The organism is Pantoea sp. B65 (assembly GCF_047308185.1).
In the GTDB taxonomy this organism is placed as follows: domain Bacteria; phylum Pseudomonadota; class Gammaproteobacteria; order Enterobacterales; family Enterobacteriaceae; genus Erwinia.
Map to the genome: position 1 here is coordinate 82,593 of NZ_JAHXPU010000036.1, position 17,513 is coordinate 100,105.

Genomic DNA, 17,513 nt, shown 5'->3' on the forward strand with positions numbered 1-17,513 from the left:
AGAAGCGTAATGATTAAATCACTTAACGATTGCGCCGGTAACGTCTATTTATTACTGCACATTAATATCCAGTTATCATTCATCATAATTAGCCAGGATTTCGCATTGAGCTTTTTAAACAACATCATTATCGGTTCACCTTTCGCGCTAAATACCACGTTCTGGCTACCCAATTTATCCGCTGGCGAAATATCAACGGAAGCCACCCGACCACTAACCACATTATTATTTTGCGTGACCTGATTCAGCGTCAGGGTACGTCTGATGATGGTGGTTTGCTGATTTTCATCGCGCTTCAGACCATACAGACTGATTTTGTTGCTGTCCGGCCACCAGCTGATACTGCCATTCAATGTGTAGCGCTGATGATTGTCGTCGATAAACTGGCCATCGCTAATGGTACTGGTACAGGGCGTCTGCGGGACGCTGGCTCTCAGATACTGATGATAAAAGATAAACGCCAGCACCAACCCGGTTAGCGCACAACCGATTAATACAGCGAGAGATTTTGATACTGACATTGATTATTGACCTTCACAATTTCACTCTTACATCTGGCAATCCAGATTCCGGGACCGTTTTCAGCAATGTAGATATGGCGCAGCGTGTTATCCGGCATGCCCAGCAGCATTTGTAGCATATCAGGCGCCAACAACTGGTTACGGCTGGCGTGGATCGCCACGCCCTGCACCACACGCTCGGCCGGGAAATTTTCCGCTTTCGGCAGCCACAGCATCACCAGTAGCGGCGGCAACACCAGCAGCAGCGGTGCGAGCAGCCACCACCACCGGCGGCTGCCCGCCAGCGGCCTGGTGGGCGGTATATCATCACTGACCGGCAGCACGGCAACCTGCTGCGCTGGCGCATTCAGGTGGCTGGCGGCATCCATCGCAGCATCGGTTGTGACATCCTCTGCGGGTGGCTCGTGACCCTGCGCCGGCAGCTCTGCGTCGGGCGCCGGGACTGGCGCTAACGGCTCTTCATCCGGCCGCAAATAAATGATGCCGTAGCGTGGTAAGGTTTTAATTACCGTCCCCGGCAGGTTAGCTTTTTGCAATTTACGTCGTAGCATTTTGACCAGCTGGTGGTAGCTGGATTCGCCGACAATGGTGCCGTTATTAAGCCAGATCTGCTGCAGGATATTCTCTTTACTTCCCTTCCCCTCGAGCACGATTTCCAGCAGCTTTTTTTCGCTCGGAGACAGGTAAATATCCTCACAATCACCTGCTTTTAAGCAGGAAAGTTCAGGATAAAAATCCACCTGAGAGGATAAGGCAATGCGTTTTGCGATCACAAACTATTCCTATAAACAGGAGTTTTGGCAGATAACGAGGTTAACAGTAAATAAGAATATTAATAAGTAAGCTAATCATTAGAAGTGGTCTAAATACCGCACCTCTCAGGATAACTTCAGGAAGTTATAATAACCCAGCGCTGTTTTTACCTGCTCCCTCATATAACACTCATAACTTTATCATGATAAAAAATATTTATCTCCTGCCGCAATTGTAAATCAGCCACAACAGAGAATAAAGTTGTGCTGAATAGAGAGATTTCTCGCAAATTAAAAATCAATGCCGCTGGCGGAAAAGGATAAAAAAAGTCCGGAACAGTGTGCGTTCCGGACTTTTATAACTTACAGGCAACCCATGGCTGCGCGTTAACTGACTGGCATAAAGGCTATCGGTTGATAACTGACCTGCCCGTCGTCGCCTGGCTGGCGATTACTGCGCAGCTTGTGGATCGGTGTCGTAATCTTTACAGCTCTGGAAGCCGTAATTCATTACGCGACCGGTATCGTTGTAGCTGACAAAATAGGTTTGTACCTTACCGTCACGCTGGCCGAGCACATAAGTCTGACAGGTGCCGCGGGCATGCACCATGGTGATCTCAGTAGAAGGAGCACCGGCAACCTGGCGGACCTGCTCACGGGTCATGCCCTTTTTCACATCCTGCACCACCGGTTTGGTGACGTAGCTTTCCGCACGATCATAGGCGGTACAACCTGACAACACAGCCAGAGCCACAGCAGCACCAATAAATCCCGTTACTTTAGTCATCATGTTATTCCTCATTTATTATCCATGTGAGCTTAAGTCTGGGATATAAATGCTGATTTATCAAATTTATGGCCGCGTTTAGTCAATTTTAGGACTCCGCTGATACAGCCTTTCGCCGTTGCATCACTTTTGCCAGGAAAAGTGTGGGAATCGTCTGCGACATTCGTATAATGCTGCAATGAGAATGAACGCTCACACTCAAAATTTAACGACCCGCAGCCTGCCGCCGGCAGGCCCATATTGGTTCCCGGGAGGTAATGATGGATCCACAACCGAGTGCGCGGGATCTCCGGCATCGTCAGCGCCAGGATGAAATTATCACCGCGGCGCGCCGCTGCTTTCGCCAGTACGGCTTTCATGCCGCCAGCATGGCGCAACTCGCCAGTGAAGCGCAGCTCAGCGTCGGGCAGATCTACCGCTACTTCATCAATAAAGACGCCATTATCGAAGAGATAGTGAAGCGCATCATCGATCAACGGATGGTGGAAATCAGCAACAGCACCCATACGCCCAAGTTGCCCGCGTTGCTGGCGTGGCGCAAGGTGGCCGACGAAAACGACGAGGCGCTAATGCTGGAAGTCGCGGCGGAAGCCACGCGCAACCCGCGCGTCGCCAGCATGCTGGCAGAGGCGGACAACCGCACCTTTAATCACGCGCTGCAAACCCTGCAGCAGGAACACCCGCAGTTTAGCGAGGAAAAAATCCGCGCCTGCGTGGAAGTATTAGCGGTGATGGTCGAAGGCACCGCTTTTCGTCGTCTGACGCCACAGAAAGCGTCAGCGGAACGGCTCTATCTGATTTATCAACAATTACTTAAACAACTATTAGAGACAGAGGATAAATGACACCTGCACATGCCAATCGCATCGCCTATGCGATTACACTCGGCCTGCTGGCGGCGCTTGGCCCGTTATGTACTGACCTGTATTTACCCGCGCTGCCCGAGCTGGCGCGCGACCTGCATACCTCCACCGCCACCGCCCAGCTCAGCCTGACCGCTGGCCTGCTGGGGCTTGGCGCCGGTCAGCTGATTTTTGGCCCGATGAGTGATAAATATGGCCGTATTCGCCCGTTATTACTGTCGCTGGTACTGATGTTGATCGCCTCGATCGGCTGTGCTCTGGCCCAGGATATCCATCAGTTGCTGATGGCGCGCCTGTTTCAGGGGCTGTCCGGCGCTGGCGGCGCGGTACTGTCACGGGCCATTGCCCGCGATATGTATAACGGTCATGACCTGACGCGCTTTTTTGCGCTGCTGATGCTGGTCAATGGGTTAGCGCCGATCGGCGCGCCGGTTCTCGGCGGCGTGATGATGACGTTCCTCGACTGGCGCGGGCTATTTATGGTGCTGGCGTTAATTGCCCTGCTGCTGCTGGTGCTGTCGCGCGTCAAACTGCAGGAGACGCTGCCGCAGCCGAAGCGTAATCAGGGCAGCCTGTTCTCAGCATGGGCGGCGCTGGGCCAGGTGATCCGCCACCGTCGCTTTATGGGGTTCTGCCTGACGCAGGGCTTTATGATGGCCGGTATGTTTGCCTATATCGGCGCCTCGCCATTTGTATTGCAGGAGCTGTATGGCATGTCGCCGCAGGGATTCAGCCTGTGCTTCGCCGCCAATGGCGTCGGTCTGATTATCGCTTCGCAAATCAGCGCCCGCCTCTGCCCGCTGTGGGGTGAATATCGGGTGTTGAAAGGCGGGCTGGTGCTGGCGTTTATCGCCTCTGGCTGTCTGTTGCTGGCGGGTATCAGCGGCGCGCCGCTGCCGGTCGTGTTAGTGGCTCTGTTCTTCTGTGTCGCCAGTAATGCGATTATCGCCACGACCGCATCATCGCTGGCGATGCAGAGCCAGGGTCATCGTGCCGGCAGCGCCTCGGCGGTGATTGGCGTCACCATGTTTAGCCTCGGAGGGATCAGCGTACCGGTAACCGGTATTGGCGGCACCTCGGTGCTGACCATGACGATGACCATCTTTAGTTGTTATCTGCTGGCGATCATCATGTTTACTCTGCTGGCGAAAAAACCGAAAACTGCCTGATTTAACAGCGTTTGACGCGAAACACCACCGATTGTTTCTTGTCGTTTGGCGTTATGCGCGTTAGCTTAACAGAATACGATTTCGCAACTGGCCATCAGGCAACTGACTTGAGGAGAGGTTCATGGCACTGCAGCAAGAAATTATCGCAGCACTTGGCGTTAAGCCGGTAATCGACGCACAGCAGGAGATCCGCACCAGCGTTGAATTTCTGAAGTCCTATCTGAAGACCTATCCGTTTATTAAATCCTTAGTGTTGGGTTTAAGCGGCGGTCAGGACTCGACGCTGACCGGCAAACTGTGTCAGACCGCGATTAGCGAACTGCGTGAAGAGAGTGGCGATCGGGGTTATCAGTTTATCGCGGTGCGTTTACCCTATGGCGTACAGGCGGATGAACAGGATTGCCAGGACGCCATCGACTTTATCCAGCCCGATCGCGTGTTGACGGTGAATATTAAAGAAGCGGTGCTGGCCAGCGAGAAAGCGTTGCTGGATGCCGGCGTGACTCTGTCCGATTATATTCGCGGCAATGAAAAAGCGCGTGAAAGGATGAAGGCGCAGTACAGTATCGCCGGGATGAACGCTGGTGTGGTGGTCGGGACCGACCACGCGGCAGAAGCCGTCACCGGTTTCTTTACCAAGTACGGCGATGGCGGCACGGATATCAACCCGATTTTCCGCCTGAATAAAGGCCAGGGGAAAATGCTGCTGAAAACCCTCGGTTGCCCGGAACATCTTTACCTGAAACACCCGACCGCCGACCTTGAAGACGACCGCCCGGGTCTGCAGGATGAAGTGGCGCTGGGTGTGACCTACCAGCTGATCGATCGGTATCTGGAAGGCAAAACGGTAGATGAAGGCAGCGCCAAAATTATCGAAGGCTGGTATCTGAAAACCGAGCACAAACGTCGTCCACCGATTACAGTGTTTGACGATTTCTGGAAAAAATAACCCCCCGCTCATCGCCGGGCGGCCATGCGCCGCCCGTTTTTTAACGGAATATCATGTCATCTGCATCGCAACGCGCAACGCTGATGGGACTGCTGGCGATTGTGCTCTGGAGTACTTCAGTCGGTATGATCCGCAGTATCAGCGAACTTTTGGGCGCCACCGGCGGCGCGGCCCTGCTGTATAGCACCAGCGCACTGTTTCTCTGCGTTGCGCGCGGCGTGCCGAAAATCCGTCAGTTCCCGCCGGTCTATCTCTGGTTTGGCGGCCTGCTGTTTGTCAGCTACGAAATCTGTCTGGCGCTGGCGATTGGTTTAGCCAACAGCCGTAGCCAGTCGCTGGAACTCGGCATGATCAACTATCTGTGGCCCTGCCTGACTATTCTGCTCGCCATCCCACTGAATCAGCAGCAGTATCGCCCGTGGCTGTGGCCAGGTCTGGCGCTGTCGCTGCTGGGGATTATCTGGGTGATGAAAGGCGACAGTGCCTGGACGCCGACTCTGTTGTGGCACAATATTCTGTCCAACCCGCTGGCTTACGGCCTGGCCTTTACCGCCGCGCTGTTGTGGGGGCTGTATAACAATATCACCAAACGTTATGCCGGTGGCAAAAGCGGCGTTACGCTGTTTTTTATTGTCACCGCGCTGGTGCTGTGGCTGAAGTTTGCCCTCACTCAGACGCCCGTGCCGCTGCAATTTTCACCACGCGCGCTGATCGAGGTGCTGTTTATGGGGGCATCAACTGCCATTGCCTATTCGGCATGGAACAGCGGTATTCAGCACGGGAATCTGACGCTGCTGGCCACCGCGTCCTACTTCACTCCGGTGCTTTCCACCCTGCTGGCGGCGTTGTGGCTACAGCTTACCCCCTCAGTAAGTTTCTGGCAGGGGGTGGCGATGGTGACCAGCGGCTCGCTGATTTGCTGGCTGGCGACACGCAATCTGCCGTAAGCGGTAAACGTTAACCATTTTCTTCTATCCCGTCGCGGTTCTGTTCTCCCGTTGGGAAAGCATTAATGCCGCCCGTACCAATGGTTTGCACTGCTGCCGCCATCGGACGGGAGCCATTAATGGTTCCCCTACAGCAGGGTTTCAGATATCCCCCTGCAGGGACGGCATTTATGCCACCATTACGTTGGTGGAGATTGGGATTCAAGAATGGCCTGCACATCATTAACCATCACGGCCAGCTTCGGGCCAACCTCATTCATCAGAAAATCCAGCGTCAGAAAATCAGCAATACCACCACAGTTAAATGCGACAACACGGCCACTATCCCGCAGACGTAATGGAACGCCCACCGCTCTGATATGAGGATGCCAGGTGCGATCATTGATGCAAAAACCCTGTTCCGCATAAAGGCTAAGATTATCCTCTATTTGCTGATGAATAATCGCCGCATCGGGAATGGTCGGCAGCAGTTCATTGAGCAGCTTGTCGCGCTGCGGTTTATCAAGTCCGGCCAGATAAGCGTTACCCATGGCAGTACGTTCAATAGGTGACACCGAGCCAATATCCTGACGTAGAGAGAGGTGATCCTGCGCACCTTCCATCGCAACTTGCACCATAGTCCCCCCCTGACGAATGCCAATGCCAACTGGCGTGCGGGCACTCACTGCAAGTTCGAGCATCAGTGGCCGGGCAACATGACTGACCATATCGGATGCCATCGCAAGATAACCCAGCGACAGACAGGCATTTCCTAAACGATACTTGCCATATTCCGGTAAATACTCCATGTAGTTTAATTGTTCCAGCGTATAACAAAGACGCGAAACCACTGCATTTGATAAACCTGAAAGTTTGGCCAAATCAGTAGTTCCCAGTGTTGACCCATTAGTCAGGAAACGCAGCAGTGACAACCCCCGAGCCAGTGCCGAAATAAATTGGCGGTCAACAGACTCATCATTTAACTCTATCTCGGGCGATACCTGAGATCGCTTCCTCATTCGATGTCTCCTTCATTAATCAGTAGCCCTGCATAAAGCACTTTTCGCCGGGATATATTTAGGGTTAATTTACCATGTCATGCAGTGCCGCAGCCAATTATCAGCAACGGCACAGGGTTTAATCATCAGACTGCTGATGAACAAACAACTGACCCTTTTCGCCGATCAGTACAAAAATCAGCGCCAGGATGCTGCTAACAAGGAATCCAACTGCCAGCGGCATCACCGTGCCATTAAATGCCATGCCAATTGCTCCCCCTGCAAGACCACCAATAATGGTTTGTAAGAACCCCAATACTGATGATGCGGTACCGGATATATGCCCCAGTGAGACCATCGCCAGGGCGTTGAAATTGGCGGTTATCAAACCAAACTGCAGCATCGTCAGCGTATAAAACAGCACGAACGCAGCGAAGGGTAAATCGCCCAACAGCGTGGCAATAACCCAAATTAAACTGACGAGAATAAAACCCATCATGGCGCCATGAGACAAGCGCGTCATGCCATAGCGGCGCACCATTTTTGCATTAAGCCACGATGAGGCAGCCATCACCAGGGCGAAGGCGGCGAACACCAGCGGAAACCCGTTGCCCAGTTGATAGATACCCGTAAGAATCTGCTGTGATGAATTAATAAAGCCGTAAAGTGCGCCAAGCAGAAAAGATACCGCCAGTGCATAGCAGACAGAAGCCCGGTGGGTTAGCACGATAATAAATGCCGCGCTGATATCACTGAATTTAAGCGTTCGGCGCTTGATGATCGGCAGAGTTTCAGGCAGATACCTCATCACTAAAAAGGTGACGCCCAGTGCATAGACCGCAATAGCGGCAAAGATTATCCGCCATTCGCCCAGTACCAGGAGCAATTGCCCGACTCCGGGGGCGATAACCGGGACAATCATAAATACCATCATCACCAGAGAGAGGATTTCCGCCATTTTCCGCCCACCATAGGCGTCACGAATTATCGACAGCGTGATCACACGGGATGCCGCTGCGCCTATCCCCTGGATAAAACGGAACAGCAACAGCAGGGTAAAATCTGGCGAGATCATTATCACCAGAGCACTTAAAATATAGATAACCATTCCGGCGATTAGCGGATATTTACGACCAAAACGGTCGGATAGCGGGCCGAAGAATAACTGTGCGATCCCCATCCCCAACAAATAAGCAGTAATCACCCATTGACGTTGATTTTCATTGGTGACATTCAGGCTTTCACCTATTTGCTGTAGTCCGGGCAGCATAATGTCAATGGAAACCGCATTAATGGCGATAAGGAGTGCCATGATGACAATAAATGTTTTTCGCGCGGGAAGAGATAAGTTATCTGAATAATGTTCTTTTATTGCCATATTCATTCTGGCGTTCTCTTAAAAGGATATCGCCAGGAGACGCGAATAATACGCGACGCCCGGCGTTATTTTTGCTGTGACGACTCCACCATTATTGGCGATAGCGACGCTGTAACCAATAACTGGCTAGTGCAGTTAATACCATGGTCGTTGCCATTAAAATAAATGAGGCCGCGGCGCCGAAAGGCCAGTTACCCAACTGGAACTGATCGTAAACCAATGGCGCCATGGTCTTAAACTGAGGACCTCCCAGCAGAACCGGTGTGGCATAAGCATTCATTGCCATAATGAACACCATTATTGTTCCGGTAACAATACCCGGTAATGATAATGGCCAGATAACACGCCAGAAGGTCTTCCACGGGCCCGCCCCCAGACTCAGTGCAGCTTCATCTATCGACCGGTCAATGCTTTCCAGCACACTTTGTAACGTCAATACCATAAACGGCAGATTAATGGATATCAGCCCGGCCACGACCGCCCCTTCGGAATACATCATTTCCAGTGGTTGAACTATCACTCCCAGCGACATAAGGATGCTGTTTAGCATGCCTTTATTCCCCAGCAAGGTCATCCAGCCTGCCGCTCTCACCGCATTGCCGACAAAAAGAGGTAATACAATCAGCAGAATCAATAAATTTTTAAAACGTGAGCGAGTGCGCGCCAACACAAATGCCAGCGGAAAGCCGACAATAAGACAGGCTATCGTGCACCAAAGCGCTACCCTTAAGGTACGAAAAAGCACGGTTCGGTAATAAGGGTCAGCAATAAACTTAATATAATTTTCACCCGAGAGTACGGCATCAATTAAACCGTTTGGCGAATAATGCTCAAGGCTGTAACGAAACAAAATCAAACCCGGAATTAATAACCCGGCCAGTACAATTAACGTTGCCGGGCCGATAAGAATACTGACCGAAAATGTCTGGCTTCGGCTCTTCTTACGGACCTTATTACTGTCGAGTACATTTTCTACCGTCATTGCTGAAACTCCAGTCTGTTAATCCCCGATCTGTGAGATGGGTTTATTTATGCTTTAAAAACTTTGTCCCACCAATCGCGCAGCGGCATCTCATTTTCGGTCAGATAAGCGTAATCAAGATCGAGCAGTGCTTCTAACTCCTGGGTGCTAAAACCAATACGTTTATTTAATTCTTCCAGAATATTGGCATTGGTCACTGTCGGCGGATAACCCAATGTCGTGGCAAAACCATTTTGCACGGCTGGGTCCAGTGATGCATTGAGAAAATCCCAGGCGCCATCTTTATTTGGTGCGTTTTTCGGTACACACCATCCCAGGACAAACTTAAGGGCACCTTCTGCCGGGGTGGAGGACTCCACATTAATACCCGCGTTTTTCCACTGTACTGCGCGCGCTTTCCACATAATGCCAATAGAAATTTCTTCAGACTTGAGCGCCTGAGCAAAGGCTTCGTTACTTGGATAGATGCGTACTCCCGCCTTCCGCAACTCCATCAGCAATTTCTTACCCGGTTCAAGGTCATTGAGTTTGCCGCCAGCCGCCAGCGAAGCGGCAGACATGACGTAATGATGCTGGATATCAATCAGGCCAAGCTTATTACCATGTTTGGCATTCAGTACATCTTTATAACTTTGCGGCTTTTCCACCAGTTTAGGGTTATAGAGCGGGACTGCGGCAGTAAAGCCGGTGGCAACGCCAAAGGGGTAGCGCATAGAAGGCAGCAAATTCACCGCATTAGGTAATCGATCATAATCGATTTTTGCCAGCACGCCGGCCTGGCTCATTTGATACCAGAAAAGTGCCGGTAATGCCTGGACATCGGTAGTACCGCGCGGTAAGCGAGAGCCGGCCACCACTTTACTTCGGCGATCAAGATCTGTACCAATATCATGGACGCTGGACCAGCCCGCGGGATTGAAAATTGGCTTCTCAATATACTCATTAATCAGACGTTCATAATCTCCGCCTGAAGTCCCCACCACAATGCGACCACGGGATTTGGCCCAGGCCGGCATGGTTGAGAGAAAGGCCGTAGCGGCAGCGACCTGCAGCACACGACGACGGCTAATGCTGGTATCGAGACTCTTGTTGCTCATTCTTTACACCCCATGTTAAAAGTTACCCCCTGGCCGGGAGAAGGGAGCAGCATTAAGATGCGCTGCGATCCGGATCTGAAAATACACGGGCCGATGCGGCGGACCAGCCGACAAAAACTTTGTCACCGATTTGCGGTATGCCCGCCTCAGCGCGATTGGGAATTTGTGCAATGACCTGTTCATCGCCGGCAAGTTGGATATGGATATCCAGTAGCCCCCCTAAGTAGGAGACAAAAGAGACCTCCCCCGGGAAAACATTTTCCAATCCTTCAGGAGGACGGCTGTCAACAATGATGCGTTCCGGACGCAGTGACAGCAGGGCCGGACCAAACAGCACTTTTTCCAGTTCGGCGCACTGAATTTGCAGACCACCGCGAGTTAAAAACTGGCCGGCGTCCCTGGCGGTGCCATGCAGAAATGAGCTACGACCCACAAAACTGGCGACGAAACTGTCCGTGGGACGCTCATAGAGATCGCGTTGTGTGCCAACCTGGCGGACTTCGCCATCACGCATCACCACCAGCCGGTCAGCCATCGTCAACGCTTCTTCCTGATCGTGGGTAACCATCACTGTCGTAATGCCCATTTTGCGTTGCAGTTCCCGTATCTCAACCCGGACTTCAAGACGCAACTTAGCATCCAGGTTGGAAAGCGGTTCATCAAGCAGCAGCACATCGGGGCGGAACACCAGCGCGCGCGCCAGCGCCACGCGCTGTTGCTGTCCGCCTGACATTTGCCTTGGCATCCGGTCCCCCATCCCGCCGAGACGGACCAAACGCAGCGCTTCTTCTACCTTTGGCGCGATATCACTTTTGCTGATATGGCGCATTTCCAGGCCAAATGCGACATTTTGCGCCACGCTAAGATGAGGAAATAATGCATAATTCTGGAAAACCAATCCGGTATCCCGTTTCCATGGCGGCAGATTGGTCATATCACGCCCACCGATATGTACAGATCCCTCGGTAGGTTCAACAAAACCCGCGATCATGCGCATGGTGGTTGTTTTGCCACAACCTGAAGGCCCAAGTAGTGCAACGAACTCACCATCCTCTACCGACAGTGAAAGATTGCGCGTTGCATAGAAATCGCCATAACGTTTTGTAATGCTGCTTAAATCTAACTGTGCCATTGTATTAAACCACCCGACTAATTTTCACATAACGGTCAGTCACCAGCATCGCAACAGCCACGACCAGAATCTGTAAAACAGATACGGCAGCGATAGTCGGATCCAGTTTCCACTGAAGATACTGCAAGGTTGCAATTGGCAACGTGGTACTGCCTGGCCCAATAAGAAACAGGCTCATTTCAAGATTGGTAAATGAGTTTACGAAACTAAACATCCCGGCCGCGACAATACCCGGTAAAATTGCTGGCAACGTAATACGGCGAAACGTCACCCAGCGGTTGGCGCCTAAGTTCTGTGCAGCTTCTTCAATGCGCGTATCGAACCCACTTAGCGCAGTAGCAACCAGGCGAACAGTCCAGGGGATTACTATCAATACATGACCAAAAATAAGCCCGCCCATTGATCCAATGACCGGAATCCTGCCGTCAGTGGCGATTTCAATCTGTACCTGAAATACATAAAATGCCGTACCAAGCACCACGCCGGGTACCAGAAGGGGTAACAGCAACAGATTATTCAACAATCCACGCCCGATAAATTTGTAACGAATCAGACACATAGCAGCTGGAACCCCAACAATCAGACCGATAAATGTCGCAATCAGGCCAACCTGAAGACTTAATATAAAACCGTCCATGAACTGCTGATTATTTGCAATTTCAGCGTACCAGCGAAAGGAGTATCCTTCCGGCGGGAAGGAGGGGATTTCCTGCTGATAAAAAGAAAGCCAGGCGACAAAAATTAACGGTGTTAATATATAGAGCAGACTAATGGCAGCCATAAGATTTAACATCCAGCGCCCTGTTCTGCGCCGATTAAAAAACACCTTACGCGAAGCTTTACTATTGGAATCTGAGCTATAACCGTTCGGTACATGGGTCTGTCTTGCTGTATTCATCCGACTGATATCCCCTTTCAATAAAAACCCTGTATTAGTTGCAGGCTGACGAACCATCATCTGCAGGCAAGCTATTCCTTTCTGTTGGTCTCAGGTTAAGATATTTACGACACCATCCTGACGTTATTTTTTTGAAAAAAGCATTACGTTCAACACACATCGTTACAATGCGTAAAACCAGCTCCTTCACTATTCCCTGCCCGCAGATACTCCACTGCCCCCTGCTCAGGATGGCCATGCTGGTCATTAAATCCACCTCCATTTAGTTCACGGTACTCGGCGCTCTCATCAGACTCTGCCGGGTAGCTGAATACAACAATTCAAGATGTGGAATTAATTTCCGCATACTTTTAAAACGCAATCAAGCTTTTTCCTGAGTAATGAGATATAAAAATCTTATGCACCACAATGACGCTTCACTATCAATCTGGTGCGCATTTATGGTGCAAGACGTTGGCAGGGATTTTGTCAGGGTTTAACAAACTGACACGCAAAAAAAAATACACATATCACATGCAGCCATTGAGATATGTAATATCATGATGCAATTGATTTATAATATAGAACTTGTAGGAAAACGGCTTTTATATTTATTGCTAAATGAAAAACACCCTAATATATTACTCATCACGAAAATAATCAGGCGCTATCTTCTTATAGTCAACTTTATTCGGCATCGTAGGCAGAAGCGCATTTTGGCGAATATCGAGTGTACCCAAACTGGCAGTATTTTCCACTCGCTATCCGCATCTGATCATTCATCTCTGAGTATCTGAAAGATATGCAAACCTTGTCAGAGATGAAATCGACGTTGATCATAGATTGTGGTTTTATGCAAAGATGCCGGTTCCGGTTTTTATTCTTCGTCCATAAAATGAACATCAGTTCCAGGGCATTTAGTCCCGTTTCAGGCCAGAATATTCGCCTGGCTGATTTGAACAATATTATGGCTATTTTGTGCAATGACGCCGGTAGCTGCCATCGGGTAAAGTGACGCTATTGCTGGTCATAATCTTCTCTGCCACTACGCTGGCCAGCACGATCTCACTTTTATTCCGGAGGATTTATGCAGCTGGACCTTACCCACTTTCCTGTTGTCTGGATGAAACTGGCTGAATCAGCAGAGGCATCCGCAGCTGAATCGCCATTTAGCGCGTTTGAATCTCTGCTCGACCGCCAGACACCTTTTGTTTTCATCAATGATGAAGGTCTTGATGTTAAACCACATAATCACTCGAAGGAGGAGATGCAGAGGGTCGCGCAATGGCGAAAAGATCATCGACAGGCATTAAAGCGCTATGTCAGCGGTGCTATTTATATTGAGCCAGATAGTCACAAGCGGCTGGCCGTGACAGATTTTGCCATAACCTATGAAAAATTTTGGGGATATGAGATGTTTGTCGTTGCCAGCCGGGAAGAGGCGCTTGCGCTGGCGAATAAACTGCTGTCACTCGCCGGCAGCGTTTAACTACTCTGGCGAAATATAAAATAAACAAAAGGACAGTAAGTCCTTTTGTTTTCTGTCAATAATCAGAATGAATAGTTCAGCGCAACCCAGTAACGTCGTCCATCTTCAGTGTAACCAAAATCATCATAGCGAATTTTTTTATCGAGAAGATTTGACACGCCAGTTTTAATATCTATGTTTTTGGATACCAGGTAATCGGCGCCAAGATCAAACATAGTATAAGCTGGTGCTTCCACCGGGAGAATCGTCGCCATAGTGCCACCGACATTATCACTATCCTTTCCGCGAATATTCATAGTGAACCATGTTTTTAATTTTTCACTATACTGATAATTTAGTGTGCTGTTAAATTGATTTTTCGGCAATTTTGTTAATGGCTTACCTTCATTCTCCCCTGACTGTTGCTTAGAATAAGTATATGTATAGTTATTGGTAATATCAATCTTATCTGTTATCGGGAAAGCAAGCGTCGCCTCCACTCCCCGCGTCACGGCCTTACCAATATTCTGATAGGTTAATGGGTAACCACCATAAATATTGGGTACCGATTCACACTGACTTTCCGGGCAGGAGATGGTGCTAATTTTATCCTTAAACTGATTGTTAAATAAGGTTAGCCCTGCCGTCAGCCCCTCGTCATTGTTGTACAAAATACCAATTTCCTGAGTAAGGGATTTTTCAGGTTTCAGTGCGGCGTTACCATAGACATTCCCCAGATAAGAAACGGTACCAAAATTGGGCGAGGTTTCGGTGATATCTGGCGCCTTAAAACCACTACTTACTCCACCTTTCAACGTCCAGTTATCTGCCAGCCCCCAGACGCCATAAACCCTTGGACTCCAGTGATTGCCAAATTGGTTATCATTATCGAACCTCACTCCAGAGGTCAGAGTGAAGTCTTCGGTTGCCATCCAGCTATCTTCAATAAAAAGGGATTTCTCGGTCCTCTCTATATCCGTAAGGCTGGATAGCTGGTTCGAAACACCATCATGCAGTTTTTTAAAACTCAATTCACCGCCAAAAGTTAAAATATGGCTGCCAATGTTTGATGAAAGTGAGGACCGCATATTCAGATTCTTTAGCCAGATATCCTGTGAGGCGATAGTGTAATCTTCACTCTGGATATAAGATTCGGTTTTCCCAATATCCCAGTAACCGATATGATTTATCGAGAAACGGTTAACTTCAGCTTTTTTTCTGTAATCCGAAGGGCAACCTGAGTAATAAGTGCATTCCGGACTAATTGACTTATCTACCGTCGATGTAATGTCCTGCTGCGTATGGTTGGCGGTAAAACTCACTTCCTGCTTATCATTAGGCGTAAAGGCGATTTTTCCGGTTATATTATCTCTTTTACTGCCACGGTATCCGTTGTAGATATCATCTTCATCGCGTTTGGAATAGTTACCGTAAGCCTGCATCGAAAGGACTTTATCAATTAACGGACCGGTGACAAAAAAGTCATTCTGAAAAATATCCCCGGAGGCATGATGTTCCTGCATGGTATAATTAGTGCCAACAGTTCCCTGCCAGTTATTGGCATTCTTACGGGTGATAATATTAATCACACCGCCAATCGCATCAGAACCGTAAAGTGAGGACATCGGTCCACGGATAACTTCAATATGATCAATGGCTGAGGCGGGTGGGATCCAGGCATTCATTTGCCCATAACCATCAAATAAACGACTGCTATCTCTGGAGTCAATCCGCATGCCATCAATCAGGTACAGCGTATATTCCGATCCCATTCCGCGAATGTTTATTTCTTTATGATCGCCACCGATAGTGGTGGTGACGCCGGACGTCCCGGTAAGCAGATCGGCAATATCACGGTAAGGTTTTTTGTTGATTTCTTCATGCGAGACGGAGGTAACAGAGGCCGGAGCCTTGTCGGTGGACTTATCCACACCACTTGCACTGGCTGAAACAATTAAAGTGTCATCTTTTTTTTCTGCGTCATTAGCAATACCGCTGCCGCTAGTCGACGCGGCAACAGCATAAGTTCCGATAATCAGTGAGGTGACGGCTCCCAGCCGTAAGGCTAACGATAAATTTGCTAAGCCTTTTTTTTTATACGATATGCTTTCTGACATGATAATGATACTCATTAACTATTAAAGTGCAAATAATGTAAATTTATCTGCAAGCTTTAACATTGTTCATTTCTGCCAGAATGATTCTCATTTCGGCCAAAACACCCTTCATACCCCGCCGTGGCTGAATTGCGAAATAAACTGACAGTTTTTCGCAATGTCGCACCAACTTCGTGAAGTTAGACTGGCGCTCGCAATAATTCTAAAGCCGGACCGGAGTCCGTTTTAGTTAACAGCCAGACCGGCTATTTACGAGGAATAACTATGTTTTCAGGCGCGACATGTAGCCATTTACTGCGGCTCTTTTTATCTGCAACACGGGGAACACCCGACAACGGTGAGCATGTATGAATATCCCTAATCACCGCCAGATGAAACCTGTTGCAATCAGCATCATCGGGCTTATCGTAATCTTCAGTCTATTATACGTCTGGCGAAACGCGCGCAGCGCCAACGCTGAACATCAGCCCATGCCCCCGATCCCCGTCTCGACTGTCCGTGCAGAACGCCGCAATGTGGCAGAAGAGTTGCAAGCGGTAGGCAGCCTGCAGGCAGTGCGCGAAGTACTATTAGCGCCCGATACCGCCGGACGCGTCACGGGTATTAACTTCCATGCTGGCGAGTTTGTTAAAGAAGGTGAGGTGCTGGTTCAGCTCTATGATGCCCCTGAACAGGCAGACCGGGCCGCAGCCATGGCGAAAGCGAACCTCGCCCAATTGCAGTTGCAGCGGACGCAAAAGTTGGTGCCCACGGGAGCTGAATCGCGTGAACAACTCGATCAACGCAAAGCGGAAGCCGATCAGGCCATTGCAGCAGTGCGGCAACTTGACGCCCGCATTCAACAAAAAAGCATTCAGGCTTCATTTTCCGGGCAGCTGGGTATCCGTCGCATCAATCCCGGACAGTATTTGAATGCCGGAGATGCCATCGCCACCCTCACCCAGCTTGATCCGCTGTATGTCAATTTCACGCTGCCGCAACAGGAATTGTCGCAGATCACGACAGGTGCGCCAGTGCAAGTGTCAGTGGATGCCATGCCAGGCCAGTTTTTTACCGCCAAAGTCAGTGCCATTGAGCCGCGCATCGACAACGAAACCCGCAACGTGACCATCCAGGCGTTGCTGCCTAATCCCAATGGGCTGTTAAAGTCCGGTATGTACGTAACAACCCGGTTGGCGCTGCCTGCTACCCATAACACTATCGTCCTGCCGCTTACCGCCATCGAGACCTCAGCCTCCGGCGATAGTGTCATCCTGGTGCAAAATTCTGATACGCAGGGGATCGGCAAAACAGTGGCCGTTCCGGTGATGACGGGCCGTCGGCTGGGTGAAAACGTGATGGTTACACAAGGTGTGCAGCCTGGAGATATTGTGGTTACCGCTGGTCAGAACCGTCTACCGCCCGGCGCAACCGTGAAAATCAGCAGCACCGTTCCATTGTCTGGCGGGATGTCAGTACCGGCGGCTGATACTTCCTCCATCATGGCTAAGTAAGGAT

The 17,513-nt window shown here is 50.0% G+C and carries 16 protein-coding genes; 6 read left to right on the forward strand and 10 right to left on the reverse strand.

The window, feature by feature from the left end:
* Positions 1–44 precede the first annotated feature (44 nt).
* The 3 genes from JWF83_RS14695 to osmE all read right to left on the reverse strand — a co-directional run bounded on the left by JWF83_RS14695 (position 45) and on the right by osmE (position 2,060).
* Entirely contained in the window at positions 45–521 is a 477-nt protein-coding gene (locus JWF83_RS14695; protein ID WP_413651058.1) for a hypothetical protein, read from the reverse strand.
* On the reverse strand, positions 491–1,294 hold the full coding sequence (locus tag JWF83_RS14700; RefSeq protein WP_413651059.1) for a winged helix-turn-helix domain-containing protein: 804 nt from the start codon (positions 1,292–1,294) through the stop codon (positions 491–493). The genes JWF83_RS14695 and JWF83_RS14700 overlap by 31 nt, the downstream gene beginning before the upstream one ends.
* Before the next feature lie 430 nt (positions 1,295–1,724).
* Positions 1,725–2,060 carry an osmotically-inducible lipoprotein OsmE gene (gene osmE, locus JWF83_RS14705; RefSeq protein ID WP_413651486.1) on the reverse strand — a complete coding sequence of 112 codons (336 nt, stop codon included), beginning with the start codon at positions 2,058–2,060 and terminating at the stop codon, positions 1,725–1,727.
* A gap of 260 nt (positions 2,061–2,320) precedes the next feature.
* On the opposite strand from osmE, the gene JWF83_RS14710 reads away from it, so the two are divergent.
* The 4 genes from JWF83_RS14710 to yddG all read left to right on the forward strand — a co-directional run bounded on the left by JWF83_RS14710 (position 2,321) and on the right by yddG (position 5,988).
* Positions 2,321–2,905, forward strand: coding sequence for a TetR/AcrR family transcriptional regulator (locus JWF83_RS14710; RefSeq protein WP_413651487.1), 585 nt, complete (start codon positions 2,321–2,323; stop codon positions 2,903–2,905).
* The gene (locus tag JWF83_RS14715; RefSeq protein WP_413651060.1) at positions 2,902–4,092 is read left to right on the forward strand and encodes a multidrug effflux MFS transporter; all 1,191 of its coding nucleotides are present in this window, start codon (positions 2,902–2,904) and stop codon (positions 4,090–4,092) included. The genes JWF83_RS14710 and JWF83_RS14715 overlap by 4 nt, the downstream gene beginning before the upstream one ends.
* Positions 4,093–4,213: 121 nt before the next feature.
* Positions 4,214–5,041, forward strand: coding sequence for an ammonia-dependent NAD(+) synthetase (nadE, locus tag JWF83_RS14720; protein WP_413651061.1), 828 nt, complete (start codon positions 4,214–4,216; stop codon positions 5,039–5,041).
* Between the two features lie 53 nt (positions 5,042–5,094).
* Positions 5,095–5,988, forward strand: a complete 894-nt coding sequence (yddG, locus tag JWF83_RS14725; protein WP_413651062.1) for an aromatic amino acid DMT transporter YddG — start codon at positions 5,095–5,097, stop codon at positions 5,986–5,988.
* Between the two features lie 179 nt (positions 5,989–6,167).
* Here the strand turns inward: yddG and JWF83_RS14730 are convergent, their stop codons facing one another.
* From JWF83_RS14730 to JWF83_RS14755, 6 genes are all read right to left on the reverse strand, one after another.
* On the reverse strand, positions 6,168–6,986 hold the full coding sequence (locus JWF83_RS14730; protein ID WP_413651063.1) for an IclR family transcriptional regulator: 819 nt from the start codon (positions 6,984–6,986) through the stop codon (positions 6,168–6,170).
* A 118-nt stretch (positions 6,987–7,104) separates the two neighbouring features.
* Positions 7,105–8,349, reverse strand: coding sequence for a multidrug effflux MFS transporter (locus JWF83_RS14735; RefSeq protein WP_413651064.1), 1,245 nt, complete (start codon positions 8,347–8,349; stop codon positions 7,105–7,107).
* A gap of 85 nt (positions 8,350–8,434) precedes the next feature.
* The gene (locus JWF83_RS14740) at positions 8,435–9,325 is read right to left on the reverse strand and encodes an ABC transporter permease (protein ID WP_413651066.1); all 891 of its coding nucleotides are present in this window, start codon (positions 9,323–9,325) and stop codon (positions 8,435–8,437) included.
* Positions 9,326–9,372: 47 nt separating this feature from the next.
* Positions 9,373–10,422: an ABC transporter substrate-binding protein gene (locus tag JWF83_RS14745; protein WP_413651067.1), complete on the reverse strand. Its 1,050-nt coding sequence runs from the start codon at positions 10,420–10,422 to the stop codon at positions 9,373–9,375.
* A gap of 52 nt (positions 10,423–10,474) precedes the next feature.
* A complete protein-coding gene (locus tag JWF83_RS14750; protein ID WP_413651069.1) occupies positions 10,475–11,554 on the reverse strand; it encodes an ABC transporter ATP-binding protein in 1,080 nt (359 codons plus the stop codon).
* A gap of 4 nt (positions 11,555–11,558) precedes the next feature.
* Entirely contained in the window at positions 11,559–12,512 is a 954-nt protein-coding gene (locus JWF83_RS14755; RefSeq protein ID WP_413651070.1) for an ABC transporter permease, read from the reverse strand.
* A gap of 1,006 nt (positions 12,513–13,518) precedes the next feature.
* Here JWF83_RS14755 and JWF83_RS14760 point away from each other — a divergent pair.
* Positions 13,519–13,920, forward strand: coding sequence for a hypothetical protein (locus tag JWF83_RS14760; RefSeq protein ID WP_413651072.1), 402 nt, complete (start codon positions 13,519–13,521; stop codon positions 13,918–13,920).
* A 62-nt stretch (positions 13,921–13,982) separates the two neighbouring features.
* Here the strand turns inward: JWF83_RS14760 and JWF83_RS14765 are convergent, their stop codons facing one another.
* Positions 13,983–16,016, reverse strand: coding sequence for a TonB-dependent receptor domain-containing protein (locus JWF83_RS14765; protein WP_413651073.1), 2,034 nt, complete (start codon positions 16,014–16,016; stop codon positions 13,983–13,985).
* A gap of 347 nt (positions 16,017–16,363) precedes the next feature.
* Between JWF83_RS14765 and JWF83_RS14770 the strand changes: the two genes are divergently transcribed.
* Positions 16,364–17,509, forward strand: coding sequence for an efflux RND transporter periplasmic adaptor subunit (locus tag JWF83_RS14770; RefSeq protein WP_413651075.1), 1,146 nt, complete (start codon positions 16,364–16,366; stop codon positions 17,507–17,509).
* Positions 17,510–17,513: the final 4 nt, after the last annotated feature.